15 protein-coding genes and 7 tRNA genes are annotated in these 16375 nt (G+C 39.9%); 5 read left to right on the plus strand and 17 right to left on the minus strand.

Going from position 1 to position 16375, the window contains the following annotated elements; translation table 11 throughout:
* Positions 1-8 precede the first annotated feature (8 nt).
* Positions 9-947 carry a mechanosensitive ion channel family protein gene (locus ABD009_RS02795; RefSeq protein WP_343822498.1) on the plus strand — a complete coding sequence of 313 codons (939 nt, stop codon included), beginning with the start codon at positions 9-11 and terminating at the stop codon, positions 945-947.
* Between the two features lie 243 nt (positions 948-1190).
* Here ABD009_RS02795 and ABD009_RS02800 read toward each other — a convergent pair.
* The 17 genes from ABD009_RS02800 to pspA form a co-directional block, all read right to left on the minus strand.
* A tRNA-Gly gene (locus tag ABD009_RS02800) sits at positions 1191-1266 on the minus strand.
* Positions 1267-1344: 78 nt separating this feature from the next.
* Positions 1345-1431 (minus strand) — tRNA-Leu (locus ABD009_RS02805).
* Positions 1432-1492: 61 nt separating this feature from the next.
* Positions 1493-1568: transfer RNA gene (locus ABD009_RS02810), tRNA-Gly, on the minus strand.
* Between the two features lie 94 nt (positions 1569-1662).
* Positions 1663-1738, minus strand: a tRNA-Gly gene (locus ABD009_RS02815).
* A gap of 78 nt (positions 1739-1816) precedes the next feature.
* Positions 1817-1903, minus strand: a tRNA-Leu gene (locus tag ABD009_RS02820).
* Positions 1904-1921: 18 nt separating this feature from the next.
* Positions 1922-1995 (minus strand) — tRNA-Cys (locus ABD009_RS02825).
* A gap of 25 nt (positions 1996-2020) precedes the next feature.
* A tRNA-Gly gene (locus ABD009_RS02830) sits at positions 2021-2096 on the minus strand.
* Between the two features lie 154 nt (positions 2097-2250).
* The gene (pgsA, locus tag ABD009_RS02835; RefSeq protein WP_155695295.1) at positions 2251-2844 is read right to left on the minus strand and encodes a CDP-diacylglycerol--glycerol-3-phosphate 3-phosphatidyltransferase; all 594 of its coding nucleotides are present in this window, start codon (positions 2842-2844) and stop codon (positions 2251-2253) included.
* A gap of 52 nt (positions 2845-2896) precedes the next feature.
* Complete coding sequence (gene uvrC, locus ABD009_RS02840; RefSeq protein ID WP_343822500.1) at positions 2897-4729, minus strand: excinuclease ABC subunit UvrC; 1833 nt, start codon at positions 4727-4729, stop codon at positions 2897-2899.
* Positions 4730-4738: 9 nt separating this feature from the next.
* Positions 4739-5386 carry a UvrY/SirA/GacA family response regulator transcription factor gene (gene uvrY, locus ABD009_RS02845; RefSeq protein WP_343822502.1) on the minus strand — a complete coding sequence of 216 codons (648 nt, stop codon included), beginning with the start codon at positions 5384-5386 and terminating at the stop codon, positions 4739-4741.
* A 120-nt stretch (positions 5387-5506) separates the two neighbouring features.
* A complete protein-coding gene (gene maiA / locus ABD009_RS02850; RefSeq protein ID WP_343822504.1) occupies positions 5507-6145 on the minus strand; it encodes a maleylacetoacetate isomerase in 639 nt (212 codons plus the stop codon).
* Between the two features lie 2 nt (positions 6146-6147).
* Positions 6148-7713 (minus strand): transcriptional regulator TyrR, encoded by a 1566-nt coding sequence (gene tyrR / locus ABD009_RS02855; protein ID WP_155695299.1) that lies wholly within the window; start codon positions 7711-7713, stop codon positions 6148-6150.
* 170 nt (positions 7714-7883) lie between these two features.
* Complete coding sequence (gene phhA / locus ABD009_RS02860; protein ID WP_155695300.1) at positions 7884-8678, minus strand: phenylalanine 4-monooxygenase; 795 nt, start codon at positions 8676-8678, stop codon at positions 7884-7886.
* Between the two features lie 6 nt (positions 8679-8684).
* Positions 8685-9929, minus strand: a complete 1245-nt coding sequence (locus ABD009_RS02865) for a trans-sulfuration enzyme family protein (protein ID WP_343822507.1) — start codon at positions 9927-9929, stop codon at positions 8685-8687.
* A 214-nt stretch (positions 9930-10143) separates the two neighbouring features.
* On the minus strand, positions 10144-10581 hold the full coding sequence (pspC, locus tag ABD009_RS02870; RefSeq protein WP_155695302.1) for an envelope stress response membrane protein PspC: 438 nt from the start codon (positions 10579-10581) through the stop codon (positions 10144-10146).
* A gap of 18 nt (positions 10582-10599) precedes the next feature.
* Positions 10600-10839, minus strand: coding sequence for an envelope stress response membrane protein PspB (gene pspB / locus ABD009_RS02875; RefSeq protein ID WP_155695303.1), 240 nt, complete (start codon positions 10837-10839; stop codon positions 10600-10602).
* Between the two features lie 23 nt (positions 10840-10862).
* Positions 10863-11534 carry a phage shock protein PspA gene (gene pspA, locus ABD009_RS02880; protein WP_343822510.1) on the minus strand — a complete coding sequence of 224 codons (672 nt, stop codon included), beginning with the start codon at positions 11532-11534 and terminating at the stop codon, positions 10863-10865.
* 215 nt (positions 11535-11749) lie between these two features.
* On the opposite strand from pspA, the gene pspF reads away from it, so the two are divergent.
* From pspF to ABD009_RS02900, 4 genes are read left to right on the plus strand one after another with little or no spacing between them, the layout of a single operon-like run.
* Complete coding sequence (gene pspF, locus ABD009_RS02885; protein ID WP_343822512.1) at positions 11750-12847, plus strand: phage shock protein operon transcriptional activator; 1098 nt, start codon at positions 11750-11752, stop codon at positions 12845-12847.
* Positions 12834-14462, plus strand: a complete 1629-nt coding sequence (locus ABD009_RS02890) for an ABC transporter substrate-binding protein (RefSeq protein WP_343822514.1) — start codon at positions 12834-12836, stop codon at positions 14460-14462. Before pspF ends, ABD009_RS02890 begins: the two co-directional genes overlap by 14 nt.
* A complete protein-coding gene (locus ABD009_RS02895) occupies positions 14462-15493 on the plus strand; it encodes an ABC transporter permease (protein ID WP_343822516.1) in 1032 nt (343 codons plus the stop codon). The genes ABD009_RS02890 and ABD009_RS02895 overlap by 1 nt, the downstream gene beginning before the upstream one ends.
* On the plus strand, positions 15480-16373 hold the full coding sequence (locus ABD009_RS02900; RefSeq protein ID WP_155695308.1) for an ABC transporter permease subunit: 894 nt from the start codon (positions 15480-15482) through the stop codon (positions 16371-16373). Before ABD009_RS02895 ends, ABD009_RS02900 begins: the two co-directional genes overlap by 14 nt.
* The last annotated feature ends 2 nt before the right edge of the window (positions 16374-16375 follow it).

The raw sequence follows: 16375 nt of genomic DNA on the forward strand, positions 1-16375 counted from the left end.
AAAAGCAAATGATTGATGCAGCGTGGTTAGATGTTCAACTGTTTAAAGTTGGGGATTTTAGTTTAAAACTAGGGCAATTAATTTCATTTTTTGTGGTGCTGGTCATTACTGCAGTTGTTAGCAAGGTGCTTCAGGCTGGTTTTAACAGACTTGCCCGACAACAAGGTAATACAAGCCATCATCATCTTTATATTATAAGCCGGATCATTCACTACTTAATTCTGTTTGTCGGCTTTATTATTGCCCTTACCATGCTTGGCTTCAAGGTAACTGAGCTGGCGATTATGGCCAGTGCGCTAGGTATTGGTATTGGTTTAGGCCTGCAAGGAATGGTGAATAACTTTGTTTCCGGCTTAATGATCATGTTTGAACGAAGCTTAAAAGTAGGCGATTTTATTGAGATTAGTTCAGGTTTGGTTGGCGAAGTAATAGAAATTAATATGCGAGCCACTTTAGTAAGAACCAACGACAATATTGATATTTTAATTCCTAACGCAGATTTAGTGTCAGGTATTGTTACCAACTGGACACTTGCAGACAATGTGAGACGCTTCAGGATACCTTTTAGTGTTGCTTATGGCTCTGACAAGGAAGTTGTCAAAACGGCGGCTCTAGAGGCTGCTAAAGCCGTTAATTACACATTATCAGTTCCAGGTCGACAACCCATTGTTTGGATGACAGGCTTTGGCGACAGTGCTATTAACTTTACTCTTGGGGTTTGGGTATCACATGAGCAGGTTAAACGCCCTACTGCACTGATGTCTGATTACTTGTGGGCCATAGACGACGCGTTACGCGAAAACAACATTGAAATCCCGTTCCCACAACGCGATTTGCACATTCGAAGCAGTGAAGTTGGGTTTGGTGGTAGCGCTGCCAACCAAAGCAGCAGCCAAAGCATTAGTCGCGACAGCATTAGTAACGACAGCATTAAACCACATGACTGAAAATAACTAGAAGGCAAGGAATGCTCTACTAAACAAACTGTTTATCTGTCTCTAGAGAGTAATACTCCCACAACTTGCGCTGGCGTTCTGTCTAGCGCAATCAAACCCAACGAGCAGATTTAGATTTAGATTTAGATTTAGATTATCTGAAATTTGAAATTTTTAAGCTTTGTTTTTAAAACTTTGTGTTTTTGTATTCTTTTTGAAGGCTTTACTTTGTGGGCTTTTTCTTTAGATAAGAATTGGAGCGAGTAACGAGGCTCGAACTCGTGACCTCAACCTTGGCAAGGTTGCGCTCTACCAGCTGAGCTATACTCGCGTCACATACACTTTCGTGTAACTTATACAATTAGATGACCCTGGTATGTTTCATCTAACGTTACTGCTAAGCAGTAAATGGTGCCCGGGGCCGGACTTGAACCGGCACGCTTTGTTAAGCGAGGGATTTTAAATCCCTTGTGTCTACCAATTTCACCACCCGGGCATCGGGGGTATTTTTATAGTAAAGTTGGCACTCTACTTAAGCTATTTCTAGCTTCAAAATTTGGAGCGAGTAACGAGGCTCGAACTCGTGACCTCAACCTTGGCAAGGTTGCGCTCTACCAGCTGAGCTACACTCGCGTCACATTACGTTCTGTCCGATTAATAAAAGCAATAAGCCTTATTTATCTTTCATACTTGTATCACTAACACTGTATCTTACACCAATCTAAATTGGAGCGAGTAACGAGGCTCGAACTCGTGACCTCAACCTTGGCAAGGTTGCGCTCTACCAGCTGAGCTACACTCGCGTCACATACACTTTCGTGTAATTTAGATAATTAGATGATCCTGGTATGTTTCATCTAACCTTACTGCTAAGCAGTAAATGGTGCCCGGGGCCGGACTTGAACCGGCACGCTTTGTTAAGCGAGGGATTTTAAATCCCTTGTGTCTACCAATTTCACCACCCGGGCGACACTATTTCGAAATCATGGAGGCGGGTCCCGGAGTCGAACCGAGGTCCACGGATTTGCAATCCGCTGCATAGCCACTCTGCCAACCCGCCAAGCTATTGCTTGACTACATTTGTTTGGAGCGAGTAACGAGGTTCGAACTCGTGACCTCAACCTTGGCAAGGTTGCGCTCTACCAGCTGAGCTACACTCGCGCACTTCACAAATGTCTTCCTAGACTTCTGTTTGTTATCATCGCTGACAACGGAAACGCATTCTACATTTTGATTGTTTGTAGTCAACCGCTAATTGCAATAAAAATGACATTTTAGTGTCGTTTGCTGTTTTTTTAGCTGACACGCTCAAAAATCAGTCTTTTTTACCAGAAATGAATGGCCAGGCTGCTTTAAAGTAAATAAATAGCGACCAAACCGTTAGTAACGTAGCTGTATATAAAAAGAACCACGTTGCATAGTCTAAGAGTGGACCTAACAACCAACCTTCAAACACCCAATACTCATTTGGGTGCCACAACAAACCAATCAAGGCTAACATTTGAGCAGCGGTTTTGAATTTTCCTACCATAGATACAGACACATCACCGCTGTGTCCCATTTGAGCCATCCATTCACGAAGCGCAGAAATAACAATTTCGCGCCCAACAATAATCATTGCAGGCACAGCAACCCAAGCATTAGTGTAATCATCCACAGCAACAATAAACGCGACAGCAACCATCACCTTATCTGCCACGGGATCAAAAAACGCACCAAACGGAGTAGATTGATCTAGTTTTCTTGCTAAATATCCATCAAGAGCATCAGTTATTGCAGCAAACCAAAAAATAAAGGCCGTAGCAAAGTATTTCCACTCATAAACATCCGCAGGTAAATAGTAAAAATACACCATTACCGGAATTAAAAAGATACGAAAAGACGTTAAAATATTTGGAATATTCCACATAAAAATTTTACTACATTATTGTTTTGGAGGAGATAGTGTAGATGATGCCTATTTAATCCTTGTCATGCAAGAACGCATGCAAGTCTTCTGCTAATTGTTTACTAATACCAGGAACTTTAGCAAAGTCTTCTGCTTTGGCTGCCATAACGCCTTGTAGACCACCAAAGTTTTTAAGCAGAGCTTGTCGTCGTTTTGCACCTACTCCAGGCATATCTTGCAAAACAGACTGCGTTTTTGCTTTATTGCGCTTATTTCTATGGCCTGTTATTGCGAATCTGTGAGACTCGTCTCGGATATGTTGAATCAAATGCAGGGCCAAGGAGGTTGGTGGTAAATCAATTTCTATTTCACCACCATTTAAATACAAAATTTCTAATCCTGCCTTTCTGCCCTCTCCTTTTGCAATACCTGCAATAATTGGAGACTTTTCTAAAGGCCAGTCAGAAAAAAATGCTTCCGCTTTATTCAGTTGCCCTTTGCCACCATCGATAAACAATACATCAGGTACATTTTCAGCGGATTCTACGTTCTTGTATCGCTTATTAAGCGCAAACTCCATGGCACCATAGTCATCGCCACCCTTTACGCCTTTAACGTTATAGCGACGATAAGCCGACTTAGTTGGACCTTCTGGACCAAAAACAACACAAGACGCTATAGGATACTCACCAAATGTGTGACTAATATCAAAACATTCCATCCTTTCGATTTTAGGCACTTTAAGTACTTCGCATAACTCTTTGTACTTGCTACTTATCGCACGGCCATCTGATAACTTAGTCGCTAAATCAATATCCGCGTTTTTTTGTGCCAGTTGGTAATACTTAAACTTTTCACCTCGTTGAGGTTTAACCAACTCTACCTTTGCACTTCGTACTTGGCCAATCGCAGCTGCCAGCTCTTCAAGCTCTTCTGTTTCTGGCGGGACAATGATGGTTTTAGGTATATTTTGGCCACCAACACCGTTTAAGTAAAACTGACTAATAAACGAAGTGACAATTTCGCTTGGCTCTGAATTTGCTGGAACTGTTGGAGAAAAGTTTTTACTGCCTAATACTTTTTGGTCTCGAATATACAAAACATGCATTGAGGCTAAGCCTTTATCACTAGAGAAGGCTAAAACGTCTATTTCATCAATAGTACCGCTTACATTTTGTTGCTCTGTAACTTTACGCAGTGCGAATATTTGATCTCGGTAAAAACCGGCATCTTCAAAATGAAGCTTTTCGCTAGCAACTTCCATTTTATTTATCAGCAAGTCGATAACATCTTGGCTTTTACCAGTAAGAAACTTTTTAACCAACTCAACTTGCTCTTGATACTGCTCGTCCGTAACAAAACCTTCCACACAAGGTGCGGAACACCTTTTTAATTGATGCTGAAGGCATGGACGACTTCGAACTTTATAAAACCCATCTTCACATTGCCTAACAGGAAATATTTTTTGCATGATCCTTAAGCTTTGCCAAACTGCACCGGCGCTAGGAAACGGCCCAAAGTAGTGGCCTTTATTTCGCTTTTTACCACGATGCATAGTGAGTCTTGGATGCTTGTGATCAGTAATTAAAATGTAAGGATAAGATTTATCATCACGCAAAAGAATATTGTATTTGGGGAGATACTCTTTTATTAGATTGTTTTCTAGAATTAACGCTTCTGTTTCAGTTTCTGTAACGGTAACTTCAATATTACAAATCTGAGCCACCAGCGCTTGCGTTTTAACACTGGATACGTTCTTCTGAAAATAGCTAGATAAACGGTTTTTTAGGTTTTTTGCTTTACCAACATAAATAACCGTCGCACCAGCGTCAAACATACGATAGACGCCAGGCTCAGTGGTTACATGTTTTAAAAACTTAGAAGAGTCGAATTTGTCGGCAGACATAATTTAGAATTACAGTTTTTCCATATCAAGCATGCCGTGACGAATAGCAAGATGAGTCAACTCAACGTCGTTACAGACATTCAGCTTTTCAAACATTCTATAACGATAACTATTAACCGTTTTTGAGCTTAAATTAAGTTGAGTGGCAATATCTTGTACTTTCTCACCTTTGGTGATCATCATCATGATTTGAAGTTCACGCTCACTGAGAGCATCAAAAGGTTTATCTGAATCAACACCATTAAATTGGCTTAACGCCATTTGTTGGGCTATTTCGGCAGAAATAAATCGTTGGCCAACATTAACCTGTTTTATAGCATTAACAAGATCATCCGGAGAAGTCGTTTTAGCTAAAAAACCTTGAGCACCATTCTGCATTACCTTTGTTGGGAAAGGGTCTTCTGCATACATGGTTAAAATAATCACTTTTACGTCGGGACAGTAGCGAGAAATCTTCTTTGTCGCCTCAATACCACCTATGCCTGGCATGTTCATGTCCATCAATACGATATCAGGCTCATTAGAACGACAAAACTGAAACGCAGCTTCGCCTGATTCTTCTTCACCAATCACTTTCATGCCGCGTACGTCTTCTAATATACGTCTGATACCAGTACGAACTAACTCGTGATCATCAACTAATAATATGTTGATCAAGGCCTTTCTCCTCAGTCACAAAATACCGCATTAAACTACCATAAACTCAAAGTAAGGCAATATAAATATACCGTCACTCTGGTTACTAAAAAAACGAATAAAAATATATTTATCAGTTGGTTAAGTTGCGTCAGCCTGCTGTTCTGGTGCCGCAGCCCAAAACTCTGGTAGCGCCCTGCAACGGTTTGTTACTTCCATTATGTTTGGAAATTGGCTCATATCAACATTAAAGCGCTCTGCGTTATACACTTGTGGAATCAAACAGATATCGGCCCAGCTAATTTCATCACCATAACAAAACAGCCCTTTTGTCTTAGCCAAAGAAGCTTCAAGCGCTTTAAAACCGACAACAACCCAATGCTGATACCACTGCTTTTTAATAGCGTCTTCTTGGTTTAACTCATTGCTTAAATAACTTAATACTCTAAGGTTATTTAGCGGATGAATGTCACAGGCAATATCGTAAGCTAACGCTTTTGCTTTTACATTGTCCTCTAGGCCTTTTGGCAAGAGAGCAACCTCAGGGTATTTTTGTTCTAGGTAATCTAATATCGCCATTGACTGGTTTAGTGACATCTCACCATCAACTAACGTTGGCACTAACTCATTAGGATTTAATTCTTTATAGCTTTGTGAGTGTTGCTGACCACCATCTTTAACTAAGTGTATGCTAATTAATTCGCAGTCTATCTTCTTTAAATTTAAAGCGATTCTTACCCTGTATGCCGCTGATGATCGCCAGTATCCAAATAATTTCATAGTTATACCTTCGTGCTTTTTTTATTAATGCCGTAATCACGTAGTTTGTTTGCAATGGCGGTATGGCTCAGGCCTAATTTTTTGGCTAATTGTCGTGAGCTTGGATAAGCCGGGTAAAGCTTTCTTAATAAACTTGCTTCAAATCGTTTTACGGCTTGATCTAAACTGCCCTCAAACCCTTCATCTAAATAACCAAATTCATTGCTGTAACAAGGTAGTTCTAGGTCTTGTTGCTCTAATATGTCGTTCTCAGAAATGCTAATTGCACGATACAGGCTGTTTTCCAGTTGGCGCGTATTACCAGGCCAAGGGTAACCTTGAATATACTCAGAGCAATTTTTAGATAACGTAGGGGCGCGTTTGCCAAGCTCTGTGGCAAATTTCTGAATAAAGTGATTAGCGAGCGGGTTGATGTCCATTCTTCGTTCACGAAGTGGTGGAATGGTGATGCTCAAAACATTTAAGCGATAATACAAGTCTTCTCTAAACTCGCCCTCTTGCACCATATTTGATAAATCTTTTTGGGTAGAACAGATAACACGAACGTCTACTTTTACTTCTTGCTCTTCAGCTACTCTTCTAAAGGTGCCATCTTGTAAAAAACGAAGTAACTTGGTTTGCATTTCAGATGACATTTCACTTACTTCATCTAAGAATACAGTGCCGCCATTAGCCTGCTCAAAAATACCTCTTTTACCTGATGTATCTTGTGTATCAAAAGCGTCTCCGCTAAATCCAAATAACTCTGACTCAGCGACGTTGTCAGGTAAAGATGCGCAGCTTAGTGCAATAAATGGATGTTCACTGCGAGCACTTGCGTCATGGCAGGCTCTAGCTAGAAGTTCTTTGCCAGTGCCTGTTTCGCCTTGTAATAATACTGGCGCATCAAGTTGAGACATTTTTTTCGCTTCACGAATGACTCTTCGCATACTTGTGCTATTTGCCAAAATATCATTAAACGACTCGTTGTTGTCATCTCTAAAGGCATTTATTTGTTGGCCTAAACGACTATGAGATTTTAAGTTAACAACAGCGCCAGCTAACTGCACGTTGCCGTCTTCGTCGGTCACGTTAATAGGGAGAATATCTGTTACAAACTCTTCATTATTGCCGGTAAGCTTTAATGTTTGGCCGGTTACTTCTTTAGCATCAAGCCATTTTACAAAGTTAAACCCTTTTAGAATACTTTGAATTGGCTGACCAATAATGTCTGATTCAGATACGCCAAGATCCACCAACGAAGCTTGGTTTGCAGTTACAATTTGACCTTTGCTATCTATTGAAATAACGCCGTCAGGTAATATTCTTAACAACGTCACCAATTCATTATGTTCGCGTTCATAAGGTAAAAAGTTAGTGGTTTTAACATCCGTGATGCCATCAACTCGTCGAATCGCGGCCATGACTTGTTGAAACGCTTCAAAGTCTATTTTTGGAAACGCGACATAAAGACACTTACTGACTTTATCAAACTCAATGCCTCGCAAATCAATATCGTGATCAACGAGAATATTAAGTACTTCTTTCGCTAAGCCCATTCGGTCTTGGCAGGCAATTTGTAACCGCATCATTGCTCCGAGTATGAAAACTGAAAGTGTTCTTGTAAGTTTGCAATTGTAAATACAAAAGCGCCACGTTGGCAACAATTATTTACACCTTGATGGATCAAAAAAGGCACAATCAAGTGCCTCTTTAAATAGTAATTTAAACGTTTGTTTTATAAACGCGTATTACACTGTTAAGCAACGTTTTTTGGCGGAAAAGTAGGTGGATATAAACCTAATTTCATCGCATCTCTCACCATGCCCATCAAGTCCATTTGAGATATTTCAAATAATTGCTCGATGCCGTCAATGACATAATATTTAGGTTGCATAATGTCTATACGGTAAGGCGTTCTAAATGCATCAATAACATTCATAGTGTTACGCTCAGGAATATCTGAATTAAAGGCGTACTCCGTTTCACCTGGTGAGGATAAAATACCACCACCATAGATGCGAAGTTCGTCGTTTTGTTTCATCAAACCAAATTCTACAGTAAACCAATATAGGCGAGCTAAATAAACGCGTTCTTCTTTGGTCGCAGCTAAACCTAACTTACCGTAAGTATGAGTAAACTCAGAAAATGCAGGGTTTGTTAACATTGCACAGTGACCAAATATTTCATGAAAAATATCAGGCTCTTGCAAATAATCAAAGTGCTCTCTGCGTCTTATAAACGAAGCCGTTGGGAATTTCTTTTCTGCTAATAATTTAAAAAACGACTCAAAGTTTATTAATGCAGGAACTTCCGCACACTGCCAACCGGTTGTATCCAGCAAAACTTCACTTATTTCGCCAAGTTGCGGTACTCGATCTTTTGGCATGTCGAGTTTCTCTAGGCCTTCAAAGTACTCATCACAAGCCTTGCCTTTAATTACGTCTAGTTGGCGTTCGATCAATTCGCTCCAAACTTGGTTTTCATCGTCACTCCAATGAATAATACCATTTGCGTCAGACTGCTTTGAACTGTATGTCGACTGTTTAGCCATGTTGCCTTACCTCCAGCTTACTGCTGTACTTACTGAATCTGATCTTAATGCAAGTATATAGTCAAACGCTTGCTTTAGATCAGCTATTAAATCATTTACATTTTCCAGACCTACCGATATACGAATAAGTCCATCGCTAATTCCGGCTGATAAACGTTCTTCCGGAGTATACGGCGAGTGTGTCATTGACGCAGGGTGCTGAATTAATGACTCAGCGTCACCTAAACTCACCGCAATAGAAAATAACTGCATTGCATCTATGAACGCTTGTCCTTCTTCAATTGAGGCTTCTAATTCAAAACCAACAACGCCACCTGCCCCTTTCATTTGTTTACCAATAAATTGGTGACCTTGGTGTGATGGTAAACCAGGGTAATAGACTTTTGAAACCAACGGATGCATTTCTAAATACTCTGCAACGGTTTGAGCTGACTCACAATGCCTAGCCATTCTAACAGAAAGTGTTTTTAATCCACGTAGAATTAACCACGCATCATGTGGACTCATCGTGCCGCCAACGTCTTTTAGGATAGTTAACTTGATAGTTTCTATCTTTTCTGCCGAAGAAACGATTATTCCAGCAATGACATCACCGTGGCCATTTAGGTATTTTGTGGCGCTATGAATAACGATATCAATGCCAAAATCAGCCGGGCACTGTAACAGCGGAGACATGAACGTATTGTCGATAACGGATATTAAATTATGTTTCTGACAAAAATTACCGAACATTTCTAAATCAAGTACCCTGAGATTTGGGTTAATTGGTGTCTCAGCAAATACCATCTTTGTATTTGGCTTTAGCGCTTGATTAAACTCTTCGATGTTGTCCATATCAATAAAGGTCACTTCAATGCCCCACTTAGGCAACTGATGATTTAGTAACGCAAATGAACAGCCATAAATAGCCTTACAGGCAATGATGTGATCGCCCGCTTCTAAAAAGCTCAATAACGCACCTGAAACAGCGGCCATTCCGGTTGCGGTCGCTGCGGCGTCTTCCATTTTCTCTAGCGCAGCCATTTTTACTTCAAGCTCACGGGTTGTAGGGTTGCCTAATCGAGTATAAATATATCCAGGCTCTTCACCTGCGAATCTCGCAGCACCTTGCGCTGCATTTTCAAATACAAAGGTAGACGTTTGAAATAATGGACTGGTTAATGCGCCGTGATAGGCTCCTTTTTCTTTGCCCGCGTGGATGCAAAGTGTGTCTGGATGTGGAGCTTTATTCTTGTTGTTATTAATATTCATAAAGTACTCTTCTTAAAAGGCATGACATTACTAATGAGTCATTTGAGAGAGACTTTGCATAAATTTTGTTAGAGTTAATAATCTAAATGTACTATTAAGTGCAAACCGAATGTAAATCAAAATTTACATTCCAGACAACAGCAACAAACAGCAAAAAGCCGCATTTAAGCGGCTTTAGAAATTAAAGAACAATATGTAAATAGTAGGTATTTATTTAAAGTTTATTAATTTCACGTTTTAACGTGTATTCGTTCGACGTAACGTAGGTTTCCATTCCTCTAATACGCGCTTCAATGCCATCAAACTGTCTTTTAATATCTCTAAACGCTTTCACTGGTGGTTCTCCAGCCTGATATACATTGCGTTTTACATGAACAGCTTGGTCAATTTCCTGCTCAAAAGTAGCCCACGGCTTGGTTTGTGAGGAAAAGCTCCCTTTTGTTGGACTTTCTGTTACATCCTTATCCAAAATAAACCAAGCGGCGATATAAGCGACGATAAAAAAGCCGCCTGAAAAGATAATGCCACTGAACCAAATAACTCTTATTAGCCAAGTTTCAATTCCTGAGAACTCGGCCAAACCGGCACACACGCCTGCTACTTTGCCTTTACTCGGTATACGTTGTAACTTTTTAGTTGTTTGCTTTGTCATAATAAACCTCTTCATCTTTTAACGAGGTTGTCCACGCCATCCTGGCGCTTCAACATCTAATATAGACTCTAGAGTTTTAACTCGCTCTCCCAACGACTCAGCCTTATGCGCTAAGTCGTATAGCTCTTGAATCTCTCTTTCGTTTAATCCTTGGCTAACTTGCTTTTTACTACGGTAATGCATAATCAACCAGATTGGCGCCACAAAAATCATGAATATAATTATAGGCGCTACTAAAATTCCTACTACATCGTCCATATTGTTCTCCTTGGCCTATTTAATTAACTTTCTTTTTTGTTCGACTTTAATTTTGCTTTTAGTGCTTCAAGTTCACTATCCACTTTTTCTGATGACTCTAATTCAGCAAATTCATCCGCTAATGTTTTGTTGCCTAAGTCGTAAGACTCAGCTTCAGCTTCAATGCTATCAATTTTACGTTCGTACTGTTCAAATCGAGAAAGCGCATCATTCAGCTTGCCGTTACTTAGCTTGCTTTTCACATCTAATCTTGAAGAAGCTGTTTTACCGCGCATCAAAATTGTTTTCTGACGAGCTTTTGCATCTTCTAACTTAGCTTGTAATTGACCAATTTCATCTTGAAGACGGCTAACTTGATCATCAAGAGCAGACAAGTCTTTATCATAAGCTTCCACTTGCTCTTCGCTTTTTTGCTTTTCAGCTAACGCTTGACGCGCCAAGTCTTCTCTATCTTTAGAAAGCGCAAGCTCAGCTTTATTCTGCCAATCCGAAGCTTCTGCTTTTAATCGTTCAATAATTCGAACCACATCTTTTTTATCCGCTAAGGTTCTTGCTGACGATGAACGAACCTCAACTAAAGTATCTTCCATTTCTTGAATAATTAAGCGAACCATTTTTTCTGGATCTTCCGCCTTATCAAGCAATGAATTAATGTTTGCATTCACAATATCCGCAAAGCGTGAAAAAATTCCCATAATACTTACCTCTATGTTGGTTGTTTGAACGTTCCCGTTCTGTAAACAGTAACCTAATGTCACGTTGCGATAATACATTCAGGTATCTTGCCAGTTTTTAAAAATAACTTAAACACCTGTTTTATATAAGTTTAATTTTTATTCAATCAGTTCTTTTAGTTTTGATGAATATAAAATACACTACTAATTAGTCATTTTAACCAACTGTTGAAACTATGAATCATTTTAGGAAGAAAGATAACCTCATTGGCCAAGCAAACTCGTTTTTAGAAGTACTAGAGCAAGTTTCACAGTTGGCGTCCTTAAATAAGCCCGTATTAATAATTGGCGAGCGAGGAACGGGTAAAGAGCTTATTGCAGCCCGACTACACTACCTTTCTAGCCGATGGGATCAGAACTACGTTACCCTTAATTGTGCTGCATTAAATGAAAATCTTCTTGAAAGTGAATTGTTTGGCCATGAATCCGGTGCCTTTACAGGAGCTGGTAAGCGCCATGAAGGGCGATTTGAGCGAGCAAATAGCGGTACACTTTTTTTAGATGAGCTTGCAAACACTTCAGGGTTAGTTCAAGAAAAATTATTAAGAGTTATTGAGTATGGTGAGTTTGAGCGCGTTGGTGGTTCAAAAACCGTTAAGGTTGATACTCGATTAGTCTGTGCAACAAATGAAGACTTACCTGCGCTTGCTGAAGCTGGTGAGTTTAGATCAGATTTATTAGACCGACTGGCATTTGATGTTATTACGCTCCCTCCTTTGAGAGAACGTCGAGAGGATATAATGATCCTTGCTGAGCACTTTGCAATATCGATGGTAAAAGAGCTCGGTTGGGAGCTTTTTAGCGGGTTTTCGAGAAAAGCTAAAGAGTTTTTGATGGAGTATCATTGGCCAGGAAATGTAAGGGAGCTAAAAAATGTTGTTGAGCGAAGTGTTTATCGTGCGGCCAACCCTCACGTTCCAGTACACGACATTGTGATTGACCCTTTTGATAGTCCTTATAGACCTAAACAACGTGTAAAAACTCAAGATAGACAGTCTGACGTGGTCATTAGCCCAGCTGCAGTTGCTACTTCTAGTCATGATTTAGTAAATGCTTCTGTCAATCAAACCAGTAGTCCTTTAGAATTAGAGCCTACCTTTCCGTTAGACTTTAAACTGGCCAGCCAGGAGTTTGAGATTAATTTGATAAAAAAAGCACTCGCTAATTGTCATTACAATCAAAAAAAATCTGCTGAACAACTTGGTGTTACTTATCATCAGTTGCGTGGCTATTTAAAGAAGTACAATCTGTTGGACAGTAATGGCGAAGATTAAAAGCTTACTAAACAGCTGCTTAATTATGCTTGGAGTATCAAGCATAGCGGCTTGTGATATTCAACAAGACTCAGGGTTAGCATCTAAAACCCTGCTGTATTGTAGTGAAGGCTCTCCAGAATCATTTAACCCGCAGTTAGTCACCAGCGGTACGACTATCGACGCCGTATCACAGCAAATTTATAATCGTTTAGTTAAAATAGACTCTGATTCAGGTCAGGTTGTCTCTGATATAGCCCGCAAAGTTATTGTGTCTAGTGACGCTATGCGGTATCGCTTTTATCTACGAAAAGGGATTAAATTTCATACCACCGACTACTTTACTCCTACGCGTGACTTAAACAGCTCGGACATACTTTTTACTTTTTCAAGGATACTGCATTCCGACCACCCATTTCACGAAGTGAGTGGCGGTCAATATCCCTTTTTTGAAGGAATTGGCTTATCCCAATTAATTGAGCAGATAATTGTCGTAGACGATTTAACAATAGAGTTTAGGTTGGTTGATCCTCAAGCTTCGTTCCTGGCTAATATGGCCACTGACTTTGCCGTTATTCTTTCTGCAGAATATGGCGAGCAGTTAATTAATGAAAACCACAAAGAACAAATCGATCAGATGCCAATTGGCAGTGGTCCATTCAAATTTAAAGAATATAAGAGAGATCATTATATTCGATACGCAAAAAATGAGGACTACTGGCAACCAGAGTCAAACTTAGAACAAATCATTTTTGATATCACACCAGATAATTCCACTCGTTTAGCAAAACTATTAACCAAAGAGTGCGATGTGCTGGGTTATCCTTCCGCTTCAGATGTGGGCTTTTTAGAAAAGCGCAGCGATATAGATATTAAAGACAGTACCTCAATGAATGTGAGTTATTGGGCATTTAATACCGAAGTTCCACCTTTTCATAATCCACAAGTTAGAAAAGCCCTATCATATGCAGTAGACCAGAGCGCTATTATTGATGCTGTTTATTTTGGTTTGGCTCAACCAGCTACAAGTTTACTACCACCAACCTCTTGGGCTTATAATGCTGACTCTTATGTAAGCCAATACAATTTAGAGAAAGCAAAAGCATTATTAGTTGAAGCTGGATTTCCTGATGGGTTTGAAATGGATATTTGGGCCATGCCCGTGCAACGCGTTTATAATCCAAATGCCAGTAAAATGGCGGAGATCCTTCAACAAAGTTTAAAAGAGTTGAACATTAAAGCCAATATTGTGACCTATGACTGGGGCACATTCAGAAAGAAATTGGCTAATGGGGAGCATGACTCGGTATTGATTGGTTGGTTGGCTGACAATTCAGATCCAGATAACTTTTATAGACCTCTATTAAGTTGTGCTGCGGCTATGTCTGGTTCAAATAGAAGTGCGTGGTGTAACAACGAATTTGACCGTAATGTTAAACGGGCTTTATCTACAGCTGATCAAGCTCAAAGAAAAGTATTTTATACCAACGCTGAAAATATAATTAGAGACCAAGTTCCGCTAGTACCTATTGCGCATGCAACAAGACATAAGGTGCAACATAAATACATTAGTAATGTAAATATAAACCCTTACGGCGGCATTGACTTTTCCGCGACCAAAAAAGGTAAACCGTAATGTTGAATTATGTATTACGGAAATTTTACTTATTAGTTTTTGTTACTTTTGGTGTAACCGTATTCGCCTTTTCACTAAACTATTTATTTCCGGGTGATGTGTTAACAAACATGACTGGAAACCAAGCTATATCGACTGAATTACATCAAATTTTAATAGAAGAGTATCGTTTAGATAGTAATGTCGTTTTCCAGTACTTTTCTTATATAGAGCGCTTGGTTCACGGCGATTGGGGCGTTTCCTTCATAACGAACACCAGTATATTTGAACAAGTATTTACCGCTTTACCTGCCACCATCGAACTTGCTATGTATGCGCTCTTATATAGTTTTATTGTCGCCATTCCCCTTGGCATCCTCGCGTCTAATCCAGATCGCCCTTGGCTAGATAAACCTATACTGGCGTTGTCATTAATCGGCTTTTCTATGCCTATATTTTGGCTCGCACTTATAATGATCCTGGTATTTTCAATTAATCTCGGTTGGTTTCCGGTATCTGGTCGTTTGAGCCTAATTTATGACATTCCAGTGTCTACAGGTTTTATTCTTATTGATATTCTTATGTCCGAAGTCACATATAAAGCAGAAGCAATGTTTGATGCACTCACGCACCTTATTATGCCAACATTTGTTCTAGCTGCTTACCCAACAACGGTTTTAATACGAACAACACGACAATCAATGCACAATGTCTTAGATACGAGTTATGTTAAAGCAGCAAAAGCTAAAGGTTTAAGCGACTTTCAAGTATTGAAGCGACATGCCTTGAGAAATGGTTTATTACCCGTGATTCAAATGTTAGGTATCCATTTTGGTACTCTAATAACATTAGCAATGGTTACCGAAGTTATATTTTCGTGGCCAGGCATTGGCCTTTGGTTAGTAGACGCTATACACCAACGAGATTACCCCGCCATACAAGGTGGCTTAATGGTTTTATCAGGCATGGTTTTTGTGGCCACAATATTATTTGATGTGGTGTACATGATTTTTGATCCACTGGCGAGAAGGCATGGTCATGGCAAAATTTAGGTTTTTCTCTTCGCCTAGCAATTACTCTCCATTAAAGCAGCTTTGGAGTTTATTTGAACGGAATCACTTTGCGCTTGTTGCGTTTTGGATTTTCATCGTCATGTTCATACTGTCAATTTTTGGCCCATTGTTGGCTCCTTATTCTCCGTATGAACAACACCCAGAAGCATTGCTCGTTCCCCCAGCATGGGCTTTGGATGGTCAAATAAATTACTTATTTGGCACTGACGCACTGGGTAGAGATATCCTGTCTCGAGTATTAAGTGGTATTAGTTACTCCTTTGGTCTGGCGATAATTGCGGTCGTGTTAGCACTTACTATTGGGTTGTTCATTGGTACCCTAGCCGGCTTTAGCAAAGGTATAAGAGCAAGTGCACTTAATCATATACTTGATATCGCATTGATTATGCCATCATTGCTTATTGCTATTGTTATCGTGGCAATTCTGGGCCCTGGTATCGCAAACACCTTTTGGGCCGTTGTATTAGCAATGTTGCCTCAATTTATACACCACGTACGCACAGAAGTAGCAGACTTATTAAATAAAGACTTTGTTATTGCGTATCGCCTTGATGGTGCAAATAAATTTCAACTATTTAAGTATGCTTTGATACCAAACTTAGTTGAAGGGCTGGTGATTTTTGGCGCCATGGCCATATCATCTGCAATTTTAGATATTGTTGTTCTAGGTTTTATTGGAATTGGGGCACAAACTCCCGAGCCAGAGCTAGGGACAATGATTGCCGATAGTATTGATGTATTTTATCTTAGCCCTTGGACAGTTATGCTTCCGGGTCTACTGCTCTTTGTATGTATTTTAACAGTCAATATAGTGGGTGATGGATTGCGTCGCGCTCTTAAAGAACGCCGTTTACAGTAGGT

The organism is Psychrosphaera haliotis (assembly GCF_039523615.1).
Lineage (GTDB): Bacteria > Pseudomonadota > Gammaproteobacteria > Enterobacterales > Alteromonadaceae > Psychrosphaera > Psychrosphaera haliotis.